Annotated in this window: 21 protein-coding genes; 7 read left to right on the forward strand and 14 right to left on the reverse strand. The window is 67.6% G+C overall.

All coding sequences use genetic code 11. From position 1 onward, the window contains the following. The 6 genes from JM664_RS15375 to purC form a co-directional block, all read right to left on the reverse strand. Window positions 1–2,515, reverse strand: a 2,515-nt coding sequence (locus JM664_RS15375) for an Rne/Rng family ribonuclease (protein WP_227420819.1), incomplete at its 3' end; no start/stop codon positions are given. Between the two features lie 398 nt (window positions 2,516–2,913). Continuing rightward, on the reverse strand, window positions 2,914–4,242 hold the full coding sequence (locus JM664_RS15380) for a sigma-54-dependent transcriptional regulator (RefSeq protein WP_227420820.1): 1,329 nt from the start codon (window positions 4,240–4,242) through the stop codon (window positions 2,914–2,916). Window positions 4,243–4,252: 10 nt separating this feature from the next. Continuing rightward, window positions 4,253–6,010: a sensor histidine kinase gene (locus JM664_RS15385; protein ID WP_406675819.1), complete on the reverse strand. Its 1,758-nt coding sequence runs from the start codon at window positions 6,008–6,010 to the stop codon at window positions 4,253–4,255. 31 nt (window positions 6,011–6,041) lie between these two features. After that, window positions 6,042–6,710 carry a phosphoribosylformylglycinamidine synthase subunit PurQ gene (purQ, locus tag JM664_RS15390; protein WP_227420821.1) on the reverse strand — a complete coding sequence of 223 codons (669 nt, stop codon included), beginning with the start codon at window positions 6,708–6,710 and terminating at the stop codon, window positions 6,042–6,044. Then, window positions 6,707–6,946, reverse strand: a complete 240-nt coding sequence (gene purS / locus JM664_RS15395) for a phosphoribosylformylglycinamidine synthase subunit PurS (RefSeq protein ID WP_227420822.1) — start codon at window positions 6,944–6,946, stop codon at window positions 6,707–6,709. The genes purQ and purS overlap by 4 nt, the downstream gene beginning before the upstream one ends. Continuing rightward, window positions 6,946–7,707 (reverse strand): phosphoribosylaminoimidazolesuccinocarboxamide synthase, encoded by a 762-nt coding sequence (purC, locus tag JM664_RS15400; protein WP_227420823.1) that lies wholly within the window; start codon window positions 7,705–7,707, stop codon window positions 6,946–6,948. The genes purS and purC overlap by 1 nt, the downstream gene beginning before the upstream one ends. A gap of 152 nt (window positions 7,708–7,859) precedes the next feature. Between purC and JM664_RS15405 the strand changes: the two genes are divergently transcribed. Together JM664_RS15405 and bmt are read left to right on the forward strand one after the other, a co-directional pair. Continuing rightward, on the forward strand, window positions 7,860–8,174 hold the full coding sequence (locus JM664_RS15405) for a DUF1476 domain-containing protein (protein WP_227420824.1): 315 nt from the start codon (window positions 7,860–7,862) through the stop codon (window positions 8,172–8,174). 90 nt (window positions 8,175–8,264) lie between these two features. After that, window positions 8,265–9,272: a betaine--homocysteine S-methyltransferase gene (gene bmt / locus JM664_RS15410; RefSeq protein ID WP_227420825.1), complete on the forward strand. Its 1,008-nt coding sequence runs from the start codon at window positions 8,265–8,267 to the stop codon at window positions 9,270–9,272. An 11-nt stretch (window positions 9,273–9,283) separates the two neighbouring features. On the opposite strand, the gene JM664_RS15415 is transcribed toward bmt, so the two are convergent. Then, a complete protein-coding gene (locus JM664_RS15415; protein ID WP_227420826.1) occupies window positions 9,284–10,363 on the reverse strand; it encodes a PA0069 family radical SAM protein in 1,080 nt (359 codons plus the stop codon). Window positions 10,364–10,501: 138 nt separating this feature from the next. On the opposite strand from JM664_RS15415, the gene JM664_RS15420 reads away from it, so the two are divergent. Further along, window positions 10,502–11,206: a corrinoid protein gene (locus JM664_RS15420; RefSeq protein WP_227420827.1), complete on the forward strand. Its 705-nt coding sequence runs from the start codon at window positions 10,502–10,504 to the stop codon at window positions 11,204–11,206. 222 nt (window positions 11,207–11,428) lie between these two features. On the opposite strand, the gene JM664_RS15425 is transcribed toward JM664_RS15420, so the two are convergent. Next, window positions 11,429–11,590, reverse strand: a complete 162-nt coding sequence (locus JM664_RS15425) for a hypothetical protein (RefSeq protein ID WP_227420828.1) — start codon at window positions 11,588–11,590, stop codon at window positions 11,429–11,431. A gap of 244 nt (window positions 11,591–11,834) precedes the next feature. Between JM664_RS15425 and JM664_RS15430 the strand changes: the two genes are divergently transcribed. Further along, window positions 11,835–12,044: a DUF6494 family protein gene (locus JM664_RS15430; protein WP_227420829.1), complete on the forward strand. Its 210-nt coding sequence runs from the start codon at window positions 11,835–11,837 to the stop codon at window positions 12,042–12,044. Then, entirely contained in the window at window positions 12,041–13,108 is a 1,068-nt protein-coding gene (locus tag JM664_RS15435) for an Mrp/NBP35 family ATP-binding protein (protein WP_227420830.1), read from the forward strand. Before JM664_RS15430 ends, JM664_RS15435 begins: the two co-directional genes overlap by 4 nt. Window positions 13,109–13,520: 412 nt before the next feature. Here JM664_RS15435 and JM664_RS15440 read toward each other — a convergent pair whose 3' ends face one another. Then, the gene (locus JM664_RS15440) at window positions 13,521–14,033 is read right to left on the reverse strand and encodes a gluconokinase (protein ID WP_227420831.1); all 513 of its coding nucleotides are present in this window, start codon (window positions 14,031–14,033) and stop codon (window positions 13,521–13,523) included. 123 nt (window positions 14,034–14,156) lie between these two features. Between JM664_RS15440 and JM664_RS15445 the strand changes: the two genes are divergently transcribed. After that, window positions 14,157–14,732, forward strand: coding sequence for a L,D-transpeptidase (locus JM664_RS15445; protein WP_406675820.1), 576 nt, complete (start codon window positions 14,157–14,159; stop codon window positions 14,730–14,732). Continuing rightward, complete coding sequence (locus JM664_RS15450; RefSeq protein ID WP_227420832.1) at window positions 14,729–15,442, forward strand: DsbA family protein; 714 nt, start codon at window positions 14,729–14,731, stop codon at window positions 15,440–15,442. The genes JM664_RS15445 and JM664_RS15450 overlap by 4 nt, the downstream gene beginning before the upstream one ends. 22 nt (window positions 15,443–15,464) lie before the next feature. On the opposite strand, the gene JM664_RS15455 is transcribed toward JM664_RS15450, so the two are convergent. From JM664_RS15455 to JM664_RS15475, 5 genes are all read right to left on the reverse strand, one after another. After that, window positions 15,465–16,775: an HlyD family type I secretion periplasmic adaptor subunit gene (locus tag JM664_RS15455; RefSeq protein ID WP_227420833.1), complete on the reverse strand. Its 1,311-nt coding sequence runs from the start codon at window positions 16,773–16,775 to the stop codon at window positions 15,465–15,467. Beyond that, window positions 16,772–18,493 carry a type I secretion system permease/ATPase gene (locus JM664_RS15460; RefSeq protein ID WP_227420834.1) on the reverse strand — a complete coding sequence of 574 codons (1,722 nt, stop codon included), beginning with the start codon at window positions 18,491–18,493 and terminating at the stop codon, window positions 16,772–16,774. Before JM664_RS15460 ends, JM664_RS15455 begins: the two co-directional genes overlap by 4 nt. Window positions 18,494–18,661: 168 nt before the next feature. Further along, window positions 18,662–19,708 (reverse strand): ATP-grasp domain-containing protein, encoded by a 1,047-nt coding sequence (locus JM664_RS15465; RefSeq protein WP_227420835.1) that lies wholly within the window; start codon window positions 19,706–19,708, stop codon window positions 18,662–18,664. Beyond that, the gene (locus JM664_RS15470; RefSeq protein WP_227420836.1) at window positions 19,705–20,880 is read right to left on the reverse strand and encodes a tyrosine/phenylalanine carboxypeptidase domain-containing protein; all 1,176 of its coding nucleotides are present in this window, start codon (window positions 20,878–20,880) and stop codon (window positions 19,705–19,707) included. Before JM664_RS15470 ends, JM664_RS15465 begins: the two co-directional genes overlap by 4 nt. Further along, a complete protein-coding gene (locus JM664_RS15475; protein ID WP_227420837.1) occupies window positions 20,877–21,662 on the reverse strand; it encodes an N-formylglutamate amidohydrolase in 786 nt (261 codons plus the stop codon). The genes JM664_RS15470 and JM664_RS15475 overlap by 4 nt, the downstream gene beginning before the upstream one ends. Window position 21,663 lies beyond the last annotated feature (1 nt).

Genomic DNA, 21,663 nt, shown 5'->3' on the forward strand with positions numbered 1-21,663 from the left:
CCTGCTCTGCCTTGGCCCCGACCTGCTCATCCGTCTGGGGCGCAAACTGCTCGGCCGCCTGCGGATGTGCCTCGGACCGGGATTCGGCCGAGAGCGGCTCGGAGCGGTCCTCCCCGTCGGCCCGAACGCGCTGGGCCTGCTCGGGAGTGGGCTCGCGCGTCATCTCGGACTGCTCGGTCGCAGCCTGTTCTGCCGGCCGCACCTCGGGAACGAGCGTCGTCGAGTCAGCGGCGGACCCAACGGGCACGGCCTGTTCCGCCACCGGGTCAGCGTTCGCCTCCACCTGCTCCGGCGCGTCGGCATTTGACTGCTCGGTCCGCTTGCGTGACCGGCTGCGCGAGCGCTTCTTCGGCGCCTGGCTCTCCTCCTCCACTGCAGACTCCGGGGCTCGCTCCTCGGCGGGTGCCGCGGCCTCCGTCTCGGCGCGCTCGGCAGACGTCTCCGCACTACCGTTGCCCGACCGACGGCGGCGACGGCGGCGGCGCTTCTTCTTCGGCTGCTGATCATCCGAAGCGGCGGGCTCCGCCTCGCCGGTGTCTTCGGGCACGTCCTCCGGCGTCTCCTCCGACACGTCGTCTTCGTCAATCTCGCTCATGAGCGCCGCGTCGGCGGAGACCACCGGCGCGGTCGCCTCGACGACTCGAGTCTGCGGCGTCTTGAACTTCTCGACCTTGAAGTCCGGACTTACCAGCGTCGGGTCGCCCTCGACCCGGACGGCGAGGCCGTAGCGCGCCTCGATGCCCGCGACGTGCTCGCGCTTCTGGTTCATGATGTAATTTGAGATCGCAACGGGCGTGCGGACGAGAACCTCGCGCGACTTGCCGCGCGTGCCCTCCTCCTCGAGCTGTCGCAGGATCATCAGCGCCAGACTGTCGTCCGACCTGAGCAGGCCGGTGCCGTGGCAGGCGGGACATGGCTGCGTCGTCGCCTCGATCATGCCGGGGCGCAGGCGCTGCCGGCTCATCTCGAGGAGGCCGAAGCCGGAGATGCGACCGACTTGGATGCGCGCGCGGTCGCTCTTCAGGCTATCCTTGAAGCGCTTCTCGACCGCAGCGTTGTTCTTGCGCTCCTCCATGTCGATGAAGTCGACGACGATCAGCCCTGCGAGGTCGCGGAGCCTCAGCTGGCGCGCGATCTCCTCGGCGGCTTCCAGGTTGGTCTTGAGCGCCGTGTCCTCGATCGACCCTTCCTTGGTGGAGCGGCCGGAGTTCACGTCAATCGCGACCAGCGCCTCGGTCACGCCGATGACGATATAGCCGCCCGACTTGAGCTGCACCGTCGGGTTGAACATCGAGGCCAGGTAACTCTCCACCTGAAAGCGCGCGAAGAGCGGCAGCGAGTCCGCGTAGAGCTTCACGTTCTTCGCGTGGCTCGGCATGATCATCTTCATGAAGGCCTTGGCCGTCTTGTAGCCCTCGGCCCCCTCGACCAGCACCTCGTCGATGTCGCGGCTGTAGAGGTCGCGGATCGACCGCTTGATGAGGTCGCCTTCCTCGTAGATCTTCGTCGGCGCGATCGATTTGAGCGTCAGCTCGCGGATTTGCTCCCAGAGCCGCTGCAGGTACTCGTAGTCGCGCTTGATTTCGGTTTTCGTCCGCTGCGACCCTGCGGTGCGGATGATCAGGCCCGCGCCCTTCGGCACGTCGATCTCAGACGCGATCTGCTTGAGCTTCTTCCGGTCGGCGACGTTGGTGATCTTGCGGCTGATGCCGCCGCCGCGGGCGGTGTTCGGCATCAGGACGCAGTACCGCCCGGCGAGGCTCAGGTATGTCGTCAGTGCGGCGCCCTTGTTGCCGCGCTCTTCCTTGACAACTTGGACCAGCATGATCTGCCGGACCTTGATCACCTCCTGGATCTTGTAGCGGCGCGGCCGCTGCTTGCGCTTCGGACGGATATCGTCCGAAGCGTCGTCGTCGGCGACCGACTCAATCTCCTCGTCGCGCGACGCGGCGTCGTCCATGGCGCGGTAAGGCTCGCGCCCGTCGTCATCGTCCGACGAGTTGTCGGATGCGTCCTCCGATGTATCCTCGTCCAGGTCGACGATGTTCATGCCAGGGATGTCCGCCACGACCGCCGCCGTGCGAGCGCGCGCCTCCTCGTCGGCCTCGCCGCCTGACTCGGCAGGAAGTTCGACCGAAACCGCATCCTTGCCGCCTGCATCGGCCGACTTCCCACGGCGACGGCGACGGCCTTGTGCCTGCGACTCCGCCTCCTCGTCCTGAGCCGCGAAAGCCGCCTCTTCCGCCAGCAGCGCCTCCCGGTCCGCAACCGGGATCTGGTAGTAGTCCGGGTGGATCTCCGAGAAGGCGAGGAAGCCGTGTCGGTTGCCGCCATACTCGATGAAGGCCGCCTGGAGCGAGGGCTCGACCCTCGTCACCTTCGCGAGGTAGATATTACCAGCTAGCTGCCGCTTGTTCTCCGATTCAAAGTCGAAGTCCTCGACCTTGTTTCCGTCCACCACCACGACGCGTGTCTCTTCCGCGTGGGTGGCGTCAATGAGCATCTTCTTTGCCATATGATCTCTGTGCACGCGCCGGCCCGGCCGACCCCATGGGGTCCGGCAGGGCGGATCACGCGTCTGGAATGGGCGACACCGCGACGTCGAGACAAGCTCGGCAGATGCACCAATGCACCGCCCTCGCCCGTCCTGATCTTGTCGCGCGTCATCGCGTTTCTTCTCCGACGCCCTTCTAGAGCGCCCGTTTCATGCCCGCGCGGCCTCGCGCGGACGTCCTTCCGACCCCGCTCAGGGGCCAATCGGTCGCAGCGCAGACGGCGGAACGGCGTCGGCCTGCCTTGCGATGCGGCGAAACTTCATCGAGCAGCAGTCCCGAGGCCCGCCCGCCGCTCGTTGCGGTCAACATACGTGTCCCACGGCCGGAAATACAATGGCCAATCCGCGCGGATACACGTCTAGAGGTAGTCCGACCGGTTGAGGCCGTACTTAGCCATCTTCTCGTTGAGCGTGCGCCGCGGCAGGCAGAGTTCGTCCATGACGCTGACGATCGAGCCGCGGTGGCGGCGCATCGTGTTGTCGATCAGCATCCGCTCGAACGCGTCGACATATTGCTTCAGCGGCTTGCCCTCGGTGGTGATGGCCGTAGACGACGTTTCGTCCTCGGACATCAGAAGCGACGCGATGGAGCCGGTGCCGCGGCGCCCCTGCAGCACCGCCCGCTCAGCTACGTTCTGCAACTGCCGGATGTTTCCGGGCCAGGGCGCCTGCAACAGCTGCGCCGCCTCCTGCGCTGTCACCTCAGGCGCCGGACAGCCATAATCCTGCGCGCTCTGCTCGGCGAAGTAGGTGAAGAGCGAGAGGATGTCTTCGCCCCGAGCTCGAAGCGGAGGCAGCGTTATCTTCATTGCCGCGAGACGGTAGAAGAGATCCGGCCGCAGCAGGTCCTCGCACGTCCGCCCCTGTTCCTGCAGGTTGCAGATCGCCACGACGCGCGTTTCGGGCGGGTGTCCCTGCCCGTCGATCCAGGCCAGCAGGCGGGCCTGCAGGGCGGGCGTCAGCGCCTCGATGTGCTCGAGCACCAGGGTGCCGCCGCGCGCCTCCTCTATCAGCGGCAGCTGTGTCGCGTCGTCGCCGCCGAAGAGCCTGGCCGCCAGTGTGGCCTCGTCCCCCGACTGGCACGAATGCAGCACGAACTTCCGCCCCGGCTTGGCGCCGACGGCATGAAGCGCGTGGGCCACCAGCGTCTTGCCGGTGCCGGTTTCGCCATCGATCAGGACGTGGCCCTCGGCCTGTCCGAGGTCGATGATGTCCTCGCGCAGACGCTCCATGACCGGAGACGAACCCTGCAACTTGTGCATTATCCCGGCGCCATCGCTCAGCTCGCGCCTGAGCGCCCGGTTGTCGAGCGTCAGGCGCCGCGCTTGCGTGGCCTTGCGCGCGAGTTCGGTCATGCGCTCCGGGTTGAACGGCTTCTCAAGGAAGTCGAATGCGCCGACGCGCATCGCCTCGACCGCCATGGGCACGTCACCGTGCCCGGTGATCATGATGACCGGCAGCGCGCTGTCGACGCTCATCAGCCGCTTGAGGAACGTCATCCCGTCGACGCCGGGCATCCGGATGTCGCTGATGACGGCGCCGGGCCAGTCGGCGCCGATCGCCTTCAGCGCCTCCTCCGCGCCGGCGTAGGTCTCGGTCTCGAAACCCGACAGCGCCAACCACTGGCCGATCGACTGCCGCATGTCACTCTCGTCGTCGACTATCGCGATCTTCATCGACTTGCTCATCGTCCCCGTCCTATTCGGCCGCGGCAGCCGACCGTTCGTGAAGCGGCAGGTTCACTTCGAATACCGCGCCGCGCTTCTGGCCGTTGCGCGCCGTCAACCTGCCGCCGAAGTTCGATACGATGCCCGACGAGATTGCCAGGCCCAGCCCCACCCCGTCGCCGGGTGCCTTGGTCGTGTAGAACGGCTCGAAGAGACTTTCCAGATCCTCGATGCCGTGCCCGTTGTCGCGTACCGTCAAGCTGGCGCCGCCGCCGCCGGTTGTCAGCACCAGCCGGATCTCCGCCTCCGGCACGTCGCGCGTCGCGTCGAGCGCGTTGCGCATCAGGTTGATGATGACCTGCTCGAGCCGGATCCGATCGACCATCACCACGACAGGCTCGCGCGGGATCGAACGATGGATGCGCACGTTGCGGCTCTTGAGCTGCGGCTCCATCATCGCCAGCGCTGCAGAAACCGCGTCGCGCATGTCTATCGGTTCGACCGCCTCGCCGCCCTTGCGCGCGTAGCTCTTGAGCTGACGCGTAATCGCCCCCATCCGCTCGATCAGATCGTCGATGCGCTGGAAGGACGACAGCGCCTCCTCGGGCCGCTTGCGCTGCAGGAGCAGGCGCGCGCCGGCCAAGTAGGTCTTCATCGCAGCCAGCGGCTGGTTCAGCTCGTGGCTCACCGACGCCGACATCTCTCCCATCGCCGCCAGCTTCGAACTCTGCGCCAGCGTCTGCTCGGCGACCTCCAGGTGCCGCTCGGCCCGCTGCCGCTCCGCGATCTCGCGCTGCAGCGCGTTGTTGAGCTCGCGCAGCTCCGCCGTTTCGCGCTGGAAGAAGATCGAGCGCGACAACGCCTTGCGGCTGCGCAGGTAGAAGGCCAGCGCCAGCAGGATCGCGAAGCCCATGATCTCGATGGCGAGCACGCCGTTCACGCGCTCACGCACGCCCGAGTAGGTGGTGAAGCTGGTCATGCGCCAGCCCTGGAACGGGATGCGCGCCTCCTGCCGCATCACCGCCTCGCCCGAGAGATAGGCGTCGGGCGGCAGGGCGGTCCAGTCGACACTTGCCTGGATGGCCCGGCGGATGGCCGAGGGCGCCGAGCGCACCGCCAGCGCCTCCTCCTCAGTCCGTCCACGCCAGCGCCCTTCGGTCGCGAGAATGATCGCGCCTTCGCTGTTGGTCACCATCACGGCGTCAGAGAAACCTGCCCAGGCCTGCTCGAACTTCTGCAGGTCGACGCCCACCACGATGACACCGAGCACGTCGCCCGGCAGATCCATCTTGCGCGAATAGGTGAATTGATATCCGCCGGCCTCGGTCTGGTACGAGGTGAAGACGGTGTTCGACGCGCGCAGCGCGTCGACGAAGTAGGGCGCCCCGCGGTGCTGCTCCCCGATGCGGTTGCGGTCGGTCGCCGCCACCGTGCGCCCGTCGGAATCGAGCAGCATCAGCGATGCGGCTCCGATCTCGTCGCGGTATCCGATCAGGCGCTGGCTCGACTGTGCGTAATCGGCGGAGTTGAGGGCCCCGATCAGCGCAGGATCGCGCGACAGCAAGAGGGGCACCACCGACGCCCGCTGCAACTCCGAGAGCAGGTTGCCAGAATAGAGAGCCAACCTGACCTCGGCACGGTTGCGCGTGCTTTCGGTAAATCGCTCCGTCAGCCAGAGGTTCGTGACCCACACGACCCCGATCGCGACCGCCACGAAAAGCGCCAGCGCAAGCCGCGCGCCCAGCAGCGGAGGCATAGCGACATAGCGCAGGATCCCGCCCTCTCTCATCTTTCGAGATTACGCTTCCGGCACTCGCTTCTCAAGCGGGCACGGCATCCTCGACCAGACCCCGAAACAGCGCGGCGCCGTCGGTCAGGCCCAGTGCAGGGTCCGCGGCGCGCTCGGGGTGCGGCATCATGCCGAGCACGCGGCGGTTCGCGGACAGGATGCCGGCGATGTCGTCCACGGACCCGTTCACCGGCTCGCCGTAGGTAAAGGCAACGCGGTCTTCCGCGTGCAGCCGCCTCAGCGTCTCCGCATCGGCAAAGTAGTTCCCGTCGTGATGGGCGACGGGCACGCTCAGACTCTGCCCCGTACGGTACCCGGCGGTGAAACGACTGTGGGCCGTCGTCACCTTGAGCGCCACGGTCCGGCAGACGAAGCGGATGCCGGCGTTCCGCATCAAGGCGCCCGGCAGCAGGCCCGCCTCGATCAGCACCTGAAACCCGTTACAAACGCCGAGGGCGTAGCCGCCCCGCTCTACGTGACGGCGCAGTGCCGGAACTACCGGCGCACGCGCGGCGATCGCACCGCACCGCAGGTAGTCCCCCCAAGAAAAGCCACCCGGCACCGCAACGAGGTCCACCCCCTCCGGCAGCGCCGTCTCCTTGTGCCAGACCATCTCGACATCGGCGCCGGCACCGCGGAGCGCAACGGCCAGATCGCGATCGCAATTTGATCCGGGGAAGACGAGAACCGCTGCCTTCACGGCAACTCGACCTGCCAGCTCTCGATGACGGTGTTCGCGAGCAGCGTTTCGCACATGCGCGATATCTCGGCTTCTGCCGCCGCCCGATCCTCGGTGGCGAGATCGACCTCGATGACCTTGCCCTGCCGAACTCCGCGCACACCGTCAAAGCCCAACCCCGTCAGCGCCAGCCGGACGGCCTCGCCCTGCGGGTCGAGCACGCCGTCCTTCAGCATCACGGTGACACGCGCCTTCATCAGTTGATGAGCGTCGGCTTCGCCGCATGGGTCACATTGGTCGGCAACACGCCGAGCCGCTTTGCAACCTCGGTATAGGCATCGGCGAGGTTACCCAGATCGCGGCGGAACACGTCCTTATCGAGCTTCTCGCCCGTCTGCAGGTCCCACAGGCGACAGCTGTCGGGGCTGATCTCGTCAGCCACGACGAGGCGCTGGAAATCGCCTTCCCAGACCCGGCCGATCTCGATCTTGAAGTCCACCAGCCGAATGCCGACCGCCATCATCGTGCCCGACAGGAAGTCGTTCACCCTGAGCGCCAGCGCGACCATGTCATCAAGGTCCTGCTGCGTCGCCCAGCCGAAGGCGATGATATGCTCCTCGGTCACCAGCGGGTCGCCGAGCGCATCGTCCTTGTAGTAGAACTCCACGATCGGCCGCGGCAGCGCGGCGCCTTCCTCGAGGCCCAGCCGCTTCGACAGCGAACCGGCGGCGAGGTTGCGCACGACCACCTCCAGCGGGATGATCTCCACCGAACGGATCAGCTGCTCGCGCATGTTGATGCGGCGGATGAAGTGCGTGGGCACGCCGATCTGGTTCAGGCCCGCCATGAAAAATTCGCTCAGGCGGTTGTTCAGCACGCCCTTGCCCTCGACCACTGCGCGCTTCTCGGCGTTGAACGCCGTCGCGTCGTCCTTGAAGTACTGCACCAGCGTGCCCGGCTCGGGACCCTCATAGAGAATCTTGGCCTTGCCTTCGTAGACCTTCTTGCGACGTGCCATGAATGCTCCGAGAAAAAACCGGCGCCACGGGCGAGGCCCGGCACCAATGTGGGCCGATATAGGGGAAAGGCGTCTCGCGCACAAGCTTCCCCTCTTGGCACGCGGATGCGTGGCAGTCATATCGGGAATGAGATCCTTTGGGGAGAATGCCGATGACCACCTTCGACGACCGCGAGAACGCGTACGAGAACAAGTTCGCGCACGATGCGCAGTTGCAGTTCAAGGCCGAGGCGCGACGCAACCGTCTGCTGGGGCTCTGGGCTGCGGAGAAGCTGGGCAAGGATGGCGATGACGCCGTGGCTTACGCGCGCGAGGTGGTGAAGGCCGATTTCGAGGAGGCGGGCGACGAGGACGTCTTTCGCAAGGTCTCGTCCGATCTGGGCGACAAGGCAAGCGAGAGCGAGATCCGCGCCAAGATGGCCGAGTTGATGACCGAGGCCCGCGCACAAATCCTCACCGAAGTCTGACGCCGCTCGGCAAGGAGGGGTTTGCGCCGGCTGGCGCGCCGTGCGAGAAGCCGCGCCAACGCGCAGGTGGGATCTACGGAGCGACCTTTCATGAGCGACGCATTGACGAGCCTGCTCGCGCAGCGTGACTGGCTGTTGACCGACGGCGCCACCGGCACGAACCTCTTCAACATGGGGCTGGAGGCGGGCGAGGCGCCCGAGCTCTGGAATGTCGACCGACCTGATGCGATCCGGGCGCTCTACCGCGGATCGGTCGACGCGGGCTCGGACCTCTTCCTCACCAACACCTTCGGCGGCAACGCCTCGCGTCTCGCGCTTCACCAGGCGTCCGACCGCGTGGAGGAGTTGAACCGTGCGGGCGCCGCACTGGCGAGGGAGGTGGCTGACGCCTCGGGTCGCGAGGTCGTGGTCGCCGGCTCCATCGGACCGACGGGCGAGATAATGGCCCCGATGGGCTCGCTCACCCGCGAGGCCGCCGCCGACCTGTTCGAAGCACAGGCGGAGGGCCTGCGGGAGGGCGGGGTCGACATCCTCTGGGTCGAGACGCTGTCGGCCGGCGAGGAACTCGAGGCAGCCGCCGAGGCCATACGCCGCACGGGCATGCCGTGGTGCGTGACGATGAGCTTCGACACCGCCGGACGCACGATGATGGGGCTGACCGGCTCGGACCTCGTCCGCCTCGTGACGGCGCTGCCGCACCCTCCCATCGCCTTCGGCGCAAATTGCGGCGTCGGCGCCTCAGATCTCTTGCGCACCGTCCTCGGCATTGCGGCGCAGGGTCCGGAGCTTCCGATCATCGCCAAGGGCAACGCCGGCATCCCCAAGTTCGTGGAGGGCCACATCCACTACAACGGCACGCCCGAGCTGATGGCCGACTACGCCCGCCTTGCCCGCGACTGCGGTGCGCGCATCATCGGCGGTTGCTGCGGCACGACGCCGGAGCACCTCGTGGCGATGCGGCGCGCGCTCGAGACGCACGAGCCGGGGCCGAAGCCGGGGCTCGACGAGATCGTCGAACGGCTCGGCGCCTTTTCGTCGCTCTCGGACGGTGGCGAGGGTGCGCCGGAACGGCGTCCGCGGCGGCGGCGGCGCGGCTGAGTTCGCCGGAGTCAGAGCAGACGGAGCTGGTCGCCCTTCTGCGTCGGCGGCGCGAACAGGTCGCAGCGGAGTTCCGGCATCGCCCGATCCAGACCAGCACGGCGGAGCGCGACGCGGAACCGGCTGGCCAGAAGCTCGGCGTAGGTCCCCTGCCCCTTCATCCGCCGGCCCCACTCTGGGTCATAGTCGCGCCCGCCATGGCTCTCGCGCACCCGCGCCATAACGCGCGCCGCCCGCTCCGGCCGGTGCTCTGCCAGCCACTCACGAAAGAGCGGCGCAACCTCGAGGGGCAGCCGCAGCATCGCCCAGCTGACGGCCCGCGCACCGGCATCCCGCCCCGCTTCGACCAGCGCCTCGATTTCGTTACAGGTCAGCCCCGGGATCACCGGCGAGATCATGATCCTTACCGGAATGCCCGCTTCCGCCAGTCGCCGCAGGGTCGCGAGCCTACGCTGGGGCAACGGCACGCGCGGCTCGAGCGCCCTTGACAGCACTCTATCGAGCGTCGTGACAGTGATGCCCACCTGCACCAGTTGCAGCCGTGCCATCTCCGACAGGATGTCCAGGTCGCGCTCGACAAGGGTTCCCTTGGTGGCGATGGTCACCGGGTGGCGGAAATCCCGCAGCACCTCGAGAACCTGCCGCATCACCCGATGCTCCGCCTCGACCGGCTGATAGGGGTCGGTGTTCGTGCCGATCGCGATCGGCGCTGGAACATAGCGCTTGCGGCGCAGCTCGCGCTCCAGCACGCGCGGCATCTCAGGCCGGACCACTAGTCGCGTCTCGAAGTCGAGTCCGGGTGAGAGGCCGAGCCACGCATGGGTGGGCCGCGCAAAACAGTAGATGCAGCCGTGCTCGCATCCCCTGTACGGATTGATCGACCGGTCGAAGGGGATGTCGGGCGAGCCATTGCGAGTGATCGCGGCTCTCGGACGCTCAGCCGAAACCTCTGTGCGCAGTGGCGGCAGCGGCTCGTCGATCTCCCAACCGTCGTGCACCCGTGACCGTTCGAGCGATTCGTACCGGCCGCTGCGGTTCGTCCGCGCGCCCCGCCCCCTGCGTCGTCCCGGCTCGATGTCACCCGCCTCCATACGCCGAATGCTAGAACGTATGAAGAACATTTGCCAGACGCCCCTCCGCTTTTCATTCGCAGCGGCGGCGCCATCTGGTATGAGGCCGGAACCAACGTCACCCGACGGTATCCAAGACCTGCCTTTGTGGAGAGATCCATGGCCGACCAGGAAGACGACATCGTTCTCGCCGAACTTCCCGACGAGGAGCTGATCCCGCAGATGCACGACGACCTTTACGACGGGCTCAAGGACGAGGTCGAGGAAGGCGTCTATATCCTGCTCGACCGGGGCTGGGCACCCTACAAGGTGCTGACCGAGGCGCTGGTCGCGGGAATGAAAGTCGTGGGCGACGATTTTCGTGACGGCATTCTCTTCGTGCCGGAGGTCCTGCTGGCCGCCAATGCGATGAAGGGCGGCATGAACATCCTCAAGCCGCTGCTCGCCGAGACCGGAGCGCCACGCATGGGTCGCATGGTGATCGGCACCGTGAAGGGCGACATCCACGACATCGGGCAGAACCTCGTGACAATGATGATGGAGGGTGCCGGATTCGAGGTGATGAACATCGGGATTAACAACCCGGTCGAGAAGTACATCGAGGCGCTGCAATCGTTCGAGGCCGACATCCTTGGCATGTCGGCGCTTCTGACGACGACGATGCCCTACATGAAGGTCGTCATCGACACGATGAAGGAGTCGGGCATCCGCGACAACTACATCGTATTGGTGGGCGGAGCGCCCCTCAACGAGGAATTCGGCCGCGCGATCGGCGCCGACGCCTACTGCCGCGACGCGGCGGTGGCGGTCGAAACCGCAAAGAGCCTGATTGCGCGTCGGCACAACCAAGCCACCGCCGGCTGAGGCTTGGATCAGCGGTAAGCTCGCCAGTTCCGCGCCCGGAACCCGCGTCGCGGGCGGGACGATGAGCCACGTCGCCTTCCTACAGCTTCCCTACGCTTCTTCTCGGCCCAGAGGGGATAGTCCTCCCGCGCCCAGTTCCTGTCGGCGCGGCCGCAGCCGATGTCGGCGAATGCAGCCTCGAAATCTATCGAGCCGGATAGAAGTACGCGAACACGATTGCCATCAGAACGAAGCCGATGATCGAATGCCAGAGCAGAGACAGTCGGATGCCAAGATCTGCGCACCGAAGACGATCACCGACCAGACGATGAGCTTCGGTTCGAAGTCGAGATTCTTCGCAGCCGGATGCTCGTCGCCGAAGATGCGTCGCCGCGCCGGGTCCACGCCAGGACGCCCGGTTCGGAACGTCGTGCGCCACCCAGAACACGAAGGCGAGCTGGCAACCAAACGGCGGACGAACCGCTCCACGAAAGTGACTCGCACGATCGAGCAACCGGACCATGCGTGATCATCGCCAATAACGACTACCTGCGCTGCGACATGGTCAACCCCACCATAACCGAGCCGGCGCACCGCTTGCTCTCGGGCCCGCGACCGCCGACATAGAGCCGGAAAGAAGGAGGACGGGATGAGCGACGAATTCAACATGTCCATGCGCAAGTTCCTCAAGCAGGTCGGCGTTACCTCGCAGCAGCAGATCGAGGCGGCGTTGCGCGAGGCGCGCGAGGCCGGAAAGCTGGGCGACACGATCCACGCCCGCTGCGTGCTCACGATCGACGGCCTCGAGTTCCGCCACGAGGTCGAAGGCGACATCAGGACCGCCGGGGCGCCGGAATGAGCTTCAGCCGCGCCGACGTTCTCGAGGTCCTGCGGAGCCTGGCCGACCCCGCGAGCGGCAAGTCGCTGTTGGACGCCGACGTTGTCCGCGCCCTCACGGTCGAGGACGGGCGCGTGCGCTTCGTGATGGAGGTCGCGGCCGAGCAGGCGCCGACGATGGAGGCGGTCCGGCAGGAGGCCGTCGCGCGGCTCGAGCGGCTGGCCGGCGCCGGCAACGTCAGCGCGCTTCTCACCTCCCATACCGAACGCAAGCCGCCCGACCTCAAGATCGGCCGGCACCCCGACCAGCCGAAGGGCCCGCAGAAGGTGCCGGGCGTGGAGAGCATCATCGCCGTTGCGTCCGGCAAGGGCGGCGTCGGGAAGTCCACGGTCAGCTCCAACATCGCGGTCGCGCTCGCCGCCGAGGGCAAGCGCGTCGGCATGCTCGACGCCGACGTCTACGGCCCGTCGCAGCCGCGGATGCTCGGCATCTCCGGCCGCCCGGCCTCGCCCGACGGCAAGACCATCCTGCCTTTGCGCAACCATGGTGTGACGCTGATGTCGATCGGCCTCCTGACCCAGGAGGACGAGGCCGTGATCTGGCGCGGCCCGATGCTGATGGGCGCGCTGCAGCAGATGCTGGGCCAGGTCCAGTGGGGCCAGCTCGACGTGCTGATCGTCGACCTGCCGCCCGGCACCGGCGACGTGCAGATGACGCTCAGCCAGAAGGCCGAGGTCACCGGCGCGATCGTGGTCTCCACGCCGCAGGACGTGGCGCTGCTGGACGCGCGCAAGGCGCTCAACATGTTCCGCAAGATGAACGTGCCGGTGCTCGGCATGATCGAGAACATGTCTACCTACGTCTGCCCGAACTGTGGTCACGAGGAGCACATCTTCGGCCACGGCGGCGCGCGTGCGGATGCCGAGCGGCTGGGCATCCCGTTCCTCGGTGAGATCCCCCTCAACCTGGACATACGGATCGCCTCGGATGGCGGAGCGCCCATCGTCGCGACACAACCCGACGGGCCGCAGGCCAAGGCGTTCCGCGACGTGGCGCGGCGACTGATTGCCGAGGGCGTCGTCTGACGGCCGCCCGCCCAGCCGAACTTGGTGAATGGGCCAACGCCGGCGGCTTCGAGTTCTCGAACTGGCCGAGGATGACTTGGCCGCAAGGCGGGGCAGGCGGTCTCGAACGTCCGGTTCCGGCTTTCCAGCATCGGCCGCTCCACCTTCGTCAAGTTCGCGCGGATCGAGCCGGCGGAGCTCCCGCCGTGACCTAGGCACTGTCCGACCATCGTCGGGACCTACCACGCCCCCTCACCAGCAATCGCGCACAAGATGGCGCGGAGACAAGAGTACCTTCATGCAGGAGGTCCGAGAGGACGATGGATGCCCTCCGCGGCGTTAGTCGCAAGCTGACCGAGGCGGCGTGCGCGAAAGCTATCGTGCCATCCGACGCGGAGATCGACTGCGTCGCCGTTCACGACACCGGCTGAGGCTAGCGTCGGGGCTCGAGCCGGCGCACCACCTCCTCCACGACCTCCGCAAGGTCCTGCTCGGCGTCGACGTGGATCGCCTGCTCGTCCAGGTCCGGAGGCTCGAGCGTGTCGAGTTGGCTTTGCAGCAGCGCAGGCGGCATGTAGTGGCCCTGCCGGTGCGAGATCCGCCGCTCCAGTGCCTCGCGCGACGCGGTGGCATGGATCAGCACGACCTCGCCAAGCCGGTCGCGCAACATGTCGCGGTAGCGCCGCCGCAGCGCCGAGCAGGCCAGCACCACAGGAGCGCGCCGACGCGCCTCCGCGCAGGCGGCGGCGACGGCTTCGAGCCACGGCGCGCGCATGGAGTCGTCAAGCGGCCGGCCCGCAGCCATCGCCCGCACGTTTTCCGTCGGATGCAGGTCATCGGCGTCGACGTAGTACCCGTCGACACGCGCGGCGACGGCGCGCGCGATCGTCGACTTGCCCGCCGCAGAGACGCCCATGACGATGAGGACGGGATGCACTGCCTCCATCCCCGATGATGTGCACGGCCCGCCCCTCCGGGTCCAGCCGCACATGCGGGCGGATGCCGCAAGGAACACATTCCCACGTCCATCTATTGGAATATCAAGACGCGAAGCCGCAAGAGAGCGATCATGAACCCCAACCGTTTCCTGCCCACCCGACGACAGGCGCTGGCCCTGACCGCGGCCGCCTGCGCCGCGCCGTCCGCCGCCCTCCCACAGTCCAAGCCGTTCGTCTTGCCCGAGCATTTGCGCCCTATTCTTCTGAACGTGCGCGACGCCTTCGAGCCACAGACGATCCACGTCCTGCCGTCGCAGTACCACCTCTACTACATCGTCGAGCGCGGCCGGGCGCTGCGCTATGGGGTCGGCGTCGGCCGGGAGGGGCTCGAGTTCAAGGGCACCGCCGTCGTCGAGCGCAAGGAGGAGTGGCCGAGCTGGAGGCCGACCGACGAGATGATCGAACGGGAACCGGAGCAGTACGCGCGGTTCGAGGACGGCGTTCCAGGCGGACCGGAGAATCCGCTCGGCGCCCGTGCACTCTACCTCTACCAGAACGGCATAGACACATACTACCGCATCCACGGCACCAACCAGCCAAGTACCATCGGCACCTCGGTGTCGAACGGCTGCATCCGGATGCTCAACAGCCACGTCGCGCATCTCTACGAGCAGGTGCCGCTCGGCACCCGTGTCACCGTCTATTGAAACGTCGCGCTTTCGCCGCCGGAGCCATCGCCGCCGCGGCGGGTGCTCTTGTCATTGCCGCTCGGCGGGAGGAGCCGCTGCAATTCCGGGCCTGGCCGCCGGTCCCCGACCTGCGGACGCTGCCAGGCGGCGCCGCGACGGGAGCCGCGATCTTCGCCGGCCTTGAGCCGGCAGAGCCGGCGCCGGATGATGCGGCGCGCGATCTCTGTCCCGGCCTCTTCCGCGACGCGGCAGCAGGCGCTGTTCCGGTCGCCTACTTCACTGACCATTATTGCCCGAACTGCCGTCGCATGGCCGAGACGCTGGAGGAAGCGAGCGGCATTGCTCTGACGCGCCACGAATATCCTGTCCTGGGCGTGGCGTCGGTCGTCGCCGCGCGCGCTGCGCTTGCTGCCGGGCGACAAGAAGCGCTGGAGGCCTTTCACAAGCGGATGCGTCGCTCGGCCTTCCAACCCACCGAGACGTATCTCAGGGACGTCGCGGCCAGCCTCGATCTCTCCGTCGATCGTTTCATGGCCGACTTAAGCGATCCGGCGATCGAACGGCGGATCGAGGAGACGCGCGAGCTCGGGCGCCGGCTGGGAGTCGCGGCCGTTCCATCGACGATCGTCGGACGCACCGTCCTCGTCGGCGAAATATCCGCCCGCGAACTGGAGCGCCTGCTGCGGGTCGAACGAGAGGAGGGCTCGCCCTGCCCGATCCGCGCCTGATGGAGCGGAGGCGGGCTGCCCCTCAGTCGCCCCGCATCGCGCGGCGGAAGTAGTCCATCAGCGGCTTGGTCAGGTAAGCGAGCGGCGTGCGGTCGCCAGTCTGGAAGTAGGTTTCGACTGGCATCCCCGGCAGCAGCGTCTGCCCTTCAAGCTTCGCCGTCTCGTCCTCTGCAGGCAGCACCTCGACGCGGAAGTAGGGCGCGCCGGTCGCTTCGTCTTCGATGACGTCGGCCGACACCCGCGTCACCTTGCCCATGATCTCCGGCGTCCAGCGCTGGTCGAAGGCGGTGAAGCGCAGCCGCACGTCCTGCCCCTGGTAGACCTGGTCGACATTGACCGGCTCGACCTTTGACGCCACGACCAGCGGCTGGTCCTGCGCGATCACGAACATGATCGGCTCGGCCGGCTGCACGACCGATTGCAGCGCAAACACGCGGCTGCCGTAGATCACGCCCGAGACCGGCGCCCGCACCTCCATCCGCATCAGCCGCTCGCGCAGCGAGAGGCGCTGCTCTGCCAGCTCGATCTGCCGGAAGTCGAGGTCGCGCAACGTCGTGATCGCCTCCTCGCGCCGCGTAGTCTCGAGCTTCAGCTCCTCGATCGTCAGGCCCGAGATCCGCCCCCGGCTGCGCGCTATATCGGCCTCGAGCTTGCCGATCTCGCCGGTCAGGCGCGCATCCTCGCGGCGCAGGGACGAGACCCGGCTGAGCTGGATCAAGCCCTTTTCCAGCAGTTCCTCGCTGTCGGCACGCTCCGATGCGACCAGCTCCTGCTGCGTCCTGAGGCCGGCGAGTTGCGCCTCGATACCGCGGATCTCGTTGTCGATCTCCCTGCGCTGCTCAGCCAGCTGCTCCGTCTCGCGCGCGACCGTGTCGCGGCGCGCGTGAAACAGGTTGCGCTGCCCTTCCACCTGCTCGGCGACAGCAGGCACCGTCTCCGCCAGCTCCAGCAGGTCTTCGCCGAAGTCGATCTCGTCGCTCGCGTCCCGCTCGGCCACCAGCCGCGCCCGACGCGCCGCGATCTCGTGCAGCTGGCCGTCGATCACCGCCAGCTCGGACCTGAGCAGCGTGTCGTCGAACTTCAACACGACCTCACCAGCCTCCACCCGGTCGCCGTCGCGGGCGAGAATCTCGCCGACCACGCCGCCCTCCGGGTGCTGGACCACCTGCCGGTTCGACTCGACCTCGACCATGCCGGTCGCAATCACCGCGCCGGCGATCCTTGCCTGCACCGACCAGACGCCGAGGCCTCCGACTAGCACGATCAGCGCCGCGAGACCCAGCAGCACCGGGACCTTCACGCTCCAGTTGATCCTGCGCATCTGCCGGCTCATGAGGCACTCCTCGCGCTGATGGTCTTCTTCACGTCGCCCGCGTTCTGCAGCATCGAGCGCAGGATCTCGTCACGCGGCCCCAGGGCCGTCACCCGCCCGCCTTCCATGACCATCAGCAGGTCGCATTCCGAGATCGCCATCGGGCGGTGGGTCATGATCAGCACCGTCTTGCCCTCGGCCTTGAAGTCCCGCACCGCGGCGTTCAGCGCCTCGGTGCCCTCGGCATCGAGCGCGGAATTCGGCTCGTCGAGCACCAGGAGCTGCGGATTCTCGAAGAGCGCACGCGCGAGCGCGATCCGCTGCCGTTGGCCGCCCGACAGGCGGTGGTCGCGCATGCTGATCACCGTGTTGTAGCCATCCGGCAGCGTGCCGATGATGTCGTGCACGTTGGCGCGCTTGGCCGCCGCGACCACCGCTTCGGGATCAGGCCGGTCGGACATCTTGGCGATGTTTTCGGCCACGGTTCCGTCGAAGAGGAACGGCTCCTGCGGGAGGTAGCCGATGTGTCGCCCGAGTTCGGCGGAATCGTACTGCTCGATCGTCGCGCCACCCAGCCGGACCTCGCCCGTGGTTGGACGCATGAGGCCTAGGATCGTTCGCGCCAAGGTGGTCTTGCCGGAGCCGCTGCGCCCGATTACGCCCAGCGCCTGACCTGGCGCGAGCGTCACCGTCAAGTTGCTGAGGATGGGATCGACCGAGCCGCGCGGCACCACGCTCAGTCGCCGCACTTCCAACCGGGCCTCGGGTACGGGCAGCGACATGCGCTCGGCCTCGACCGGCGCGTCGCTCAGCAGTTCGCGCAGACTGCGCCAACCGGCGCGGGCCCGCTGCACCACCGGCCACTGGCCGAGCGACAGCTCGATCGGCGCCAGCGCCCGGCCGAGCAGGATCGATCCCGCGATCATCGCACCCGCTGTCATTTCGTTCTGCAGCACCAGCCATGCGCCCGCGGCCAGCATGGCCGATTGCAGGAAGAGCCGCGTTCCCTTCGTCACAGCCGTGAAGCCGCCAGTCCTGTCGCGCGCGCCCAGCGTCTCTTTCAGGGCGTGAAAACGCTTGTCGAGCCAGCGCGATGTCACGCTGTCCGCCATACCCTGCGCCCGGACCACCTCCGCCCCTGAATGCGCGTTGTCCGAGAAGTGCTGCGCCTCGCGCTGTGCGGCCGAGGCGCGCGTGCTGCGCGCGCGCGTCAGGAGCTGGTTCAGCACCGTCAGCACGATCAGGAATGTACCGCCGCCGACGGCCAGCCACCCGAGCATCGGATGAAAGATGAAGATCGCCGCCACGAAGATCGGCGTAAACGGCATATCGAGGAACGCGACGAAGGCGGGCGAGGTGAAAGCGTTCTGCACGGCCTCAAGGTCCTGCTGCGCCCCGGCGGGATTGCTGGCACCCGCATGGCCGCGCCGCTGAAACGCAAGGCGGAACACCCGTTCATCGAGGTCCGACTGGAACTGCGCGCCGAAGCGCGCGAGAATCCGCGTCCGCGCGAAGTCCAGCACCGTCATCAACGCGTAAAGCGCGGCCACCAGCGCAAAGAGCGCGGCCAGCGTCTCCTCCGACCTTGACGCAAGCACCCTGTCGTAGACCTGCAGCATGAAGAGCGGACCGGTCAGCATCAGCAGGTTCACGAAGATGCTGAAGCCGAACGCAAAAAGGATGAAGCGCAGGCCACGGTTCCGCGCCTGTTTGAGCTCGTCGATCTTTCGCGCTGTCATCTCGGTCCCGCTCGTCAGTTCGATCGGGAGACGGCCTCACGATCTCGGGCGTGCGGCATGGCTCTCTCGTCCCCCGCGCCCGGCCCTAGGACGTGGCGAACATCGCGTCCACAGGGTTGTGCGAAAGCAAGAGCGCCTCGGCAGACTTTCGCTTCCGCGACGCCTACCTCAGACGAACGACAGGTTATGGGAGTCGAGCGCCCGGCCGTAATGCTCGCGCAGCCGCACCTTGTGCTCGAGGTCGCGCAGGACGTGGCCGGAAAAGTCCTTGCCGGTCAGGTCCTCGACCATGCTGAGGCCGCCCGGAGTGTCGACGTTGATCTCCATCATCTTGTCGCCGACGATGTCGAGACCCGCGAGGTACATGCCGTCGTGGATCAGCTTCGGCCCCGCGATTTCGACCACCCGCAGCACGGCCTCGTCGGGCTCGACCAGTTCGAACGAGCCGCCGGCGGAGATGTTCGACCGTGCATCGCCGCTCTCATTGAAGCGGCGGATGCAGGCATAGCTGCCGTCGACCTGCATCACCCGGCCGTTGAGCGTGATGACCCGCAGGTCCCCGTCGGCGGCCGCCGGAAGATACTCCTGTGCGATGGCATATCCGTCGCGCAGGGTCGCCTCGATCATCTGGTTGACGTTGCCGCCCGAATCCTCGGTGATGACGAAGACGCCGTGCCCGCCCGAGCCCTGCAACGGCTTGATCACCGCCTTGCCGCCCTCGTCCTCGATGAAGCGCCGGATCACCTCGGCGTCGCGGGTGATGACGGTGCGCGGCCGGATCGCGGCGGGGTAGCGCTGGAAGTAGGTCTTGTTGCTCGCGTCGGTCAGCTTGAACGGGTCGTTCAGCACGATCACGCCCTGCGCCGCCGCGATCTGCGCGAAGAGCAGGCTGGAGCCGTGCGCCCAGGGCCGCTGCGGCAGCTCGTCCGCCGGGTCGCCCCTCAGCAGCACCACGTCCGCCTCGGACAGCGACACCCGCGGCCGCGGCGCCTCGTGGTCCTGCAGGTCGCCCAGCAGGTCGGCGTCGTCCTCGTATTCCTTGCGCCGGGGCACCGAACCGTGGGCGGTCACGCTGCCGTCCATCTCGTAGGTCAGGTCGATCAGCGAGACGAGGGCCACCTCGTGCCCCATCGCGATCGCCCGCCGCGCCAGCCGGATCGTTGTGAAGTTGTCCTTCTCGGTCGCGATGTCGTTGATGACGAAGATCAGCTTCATGGTCGGGATTCCTGCGTGTAGAACGATGTGAGTGACGTGGCGCGCGCGGCCTCGAGCTGGTCCAGCGCCGCCTCCGATCGCAGGTGCCGCGGCATCAGCGCGGGCGGCAGCGCCAGCCCTTCCTCCCGCAGGCTCTCCAGCGCCGGCAGATGCGCCAGCGCGAGCTTGCCCGCGAAGAGCGGCGCGATGTCGTGGCCGTCGGCGAGGTAGGCCAGCAGGTCGCGCAGCCCCTGAAGGTAGACCGCATCCTTGGTCAGCCCGCCGCCGCGCAGCGCCCGCACCGCCGTGTCGAAGGCACCGTGCGCGCCGATCCCGTGCGTCTCGTGCAGGAGGGCGAAGACCTCCTCCACCCCCTGCCCCTGCATTGCGGCATCGGCGGCCACCACCCGCCCGGCCAGCACCCGCAGCCGGTCGGCCGGCAGGCAGCCCGCCAGCCACTCGGCCAGCGCCGCCAGCCCCTCCTGCAGCGGATCGTAGTGCGCAAGCCCCGACTCGAGCTGCCGCAGCGGCTGCTGCCGCCCGTTGAACCGCGTGACGACATGTGTACCGACCTCGTGCGCGACCAGCGGCGCCACCCGCGCCCGCGGCACCCGCGTCTCCGCATCGATCAGCAGCTCGCCACGGTTCACCATCAGCGACGAGTTGAGGTCGTCGACGACATGAATCGCGAAGTCGAAACCGTCATGCTGCGCCCGGTAGGCTTCACGCTCCTCCTCGGCGGCGCGGACGAGGTCCGCAGCGCCAGCCTCGGCCGCCGCTTGCTCCCTCTCCGGGACCTCGGCCAGTATCTCATCCGCGTCGGCGAGAAGCGCGGGATCGGGCGCGCCGAAGAGCGCGACGCTCGCCTGCACGAACCCGTCGGTGCCTCTCAGCTCGACGAGGTCGACCTGCCGGTCGAGCTCCCGCGACTTCTCTCGCAGCAGCTCTCCGACCAGCGCGTGGTCGATCTCCTCCAGCGGCAGCTCTCTCAGCCGCCGGCGCAGCGTGCGCGGCTCGCAATGCAGCGGCGGGTAGGTCAGCGCCGGCGCGCTGCGGTAGCCCGAGGCGCGAAACGCCTCCCACCGCTCGTGGTTGCCGGTCGGCGACAGCGCCGTCAGCCAGTCGATCTCCGTCTCGATCGCGAAGAGCTCGGCGTCGACGATCCGGGCGGCAGGCTCCAGCGGCGCCGTCACAGCGCGGCGCGCGCCGCATCGACGGCGCGCCAGAGGTCTCGCCGCAGCGACTCAACCGCCCCCAGGTCGGCTCGCCCCGTCCACTCGTCCATGAAGATCTTCTTGTATTCCAGCGTGACGGTGCAGACCTCCTCGCCATAGGTGGCAAAGACCCATTCCGGCCAGTGACCGCCGTCCTCGAAGCGCACGTTCCGCCGCACGTCGAGCGGCCGCCCGTCCATCTCGCCCTCCAGTCCCTGCCACAGCGCCTCGACGACGCCGCCGAAGCGGCTCTCGTCCGCCGTCGTCAGCCCCAGGTCGATGTCCGGGTTGCCATGCTGCGGCGCGGGCGGCGCATCCGGCCCGTCCCTGCGGTGGTTGAAGCTGTGGATGTCGAGCAGCAGCAGCCGCCCGTGCTCGGCGATCGCGCCGTCGATCCACTCCGACATCATCCGGTAGAAGCGGTCCCGCTGCGCCAGCGAGCGCGCCACCATCTCCTCGGTCGGCCGCTCGTCCCAGACCTCAAGGCCCCAGGCGTCGGACGGCTCCAGGTAGACCGCCTCCTCCTCCGGCCGGTTCAGGTCCACCTCGAAGCGCGAGACGTGGGCGCGGAACACGTCGTCGCCGACGCCCGCCCAGATGTCGGTCAGCGGGTCCTCCTCGCGCCGCCGCGCGTCACCGTCGAGCGCGAGGCGCCCGGCAAGCTCGGGCCGCACCGCATGACCGGAATGCACGGAGGTCGCGATCACCGGACCGCCGCGGCGGAACGCCTCCCAGCGGTCCTGCTCTCTCTCTTCACTCATC

The organism is Roseitranquillus sediminis, assembly GCF_016918935.1.
Taxonomy (GTDB): domain Bacteria; phylum Pseudomonadota; class Alphaproteobacteria; order Rhodobacterales; family Rhodobacteraceae; genus Roseitranquillus; species Roseitranquillus sediminis.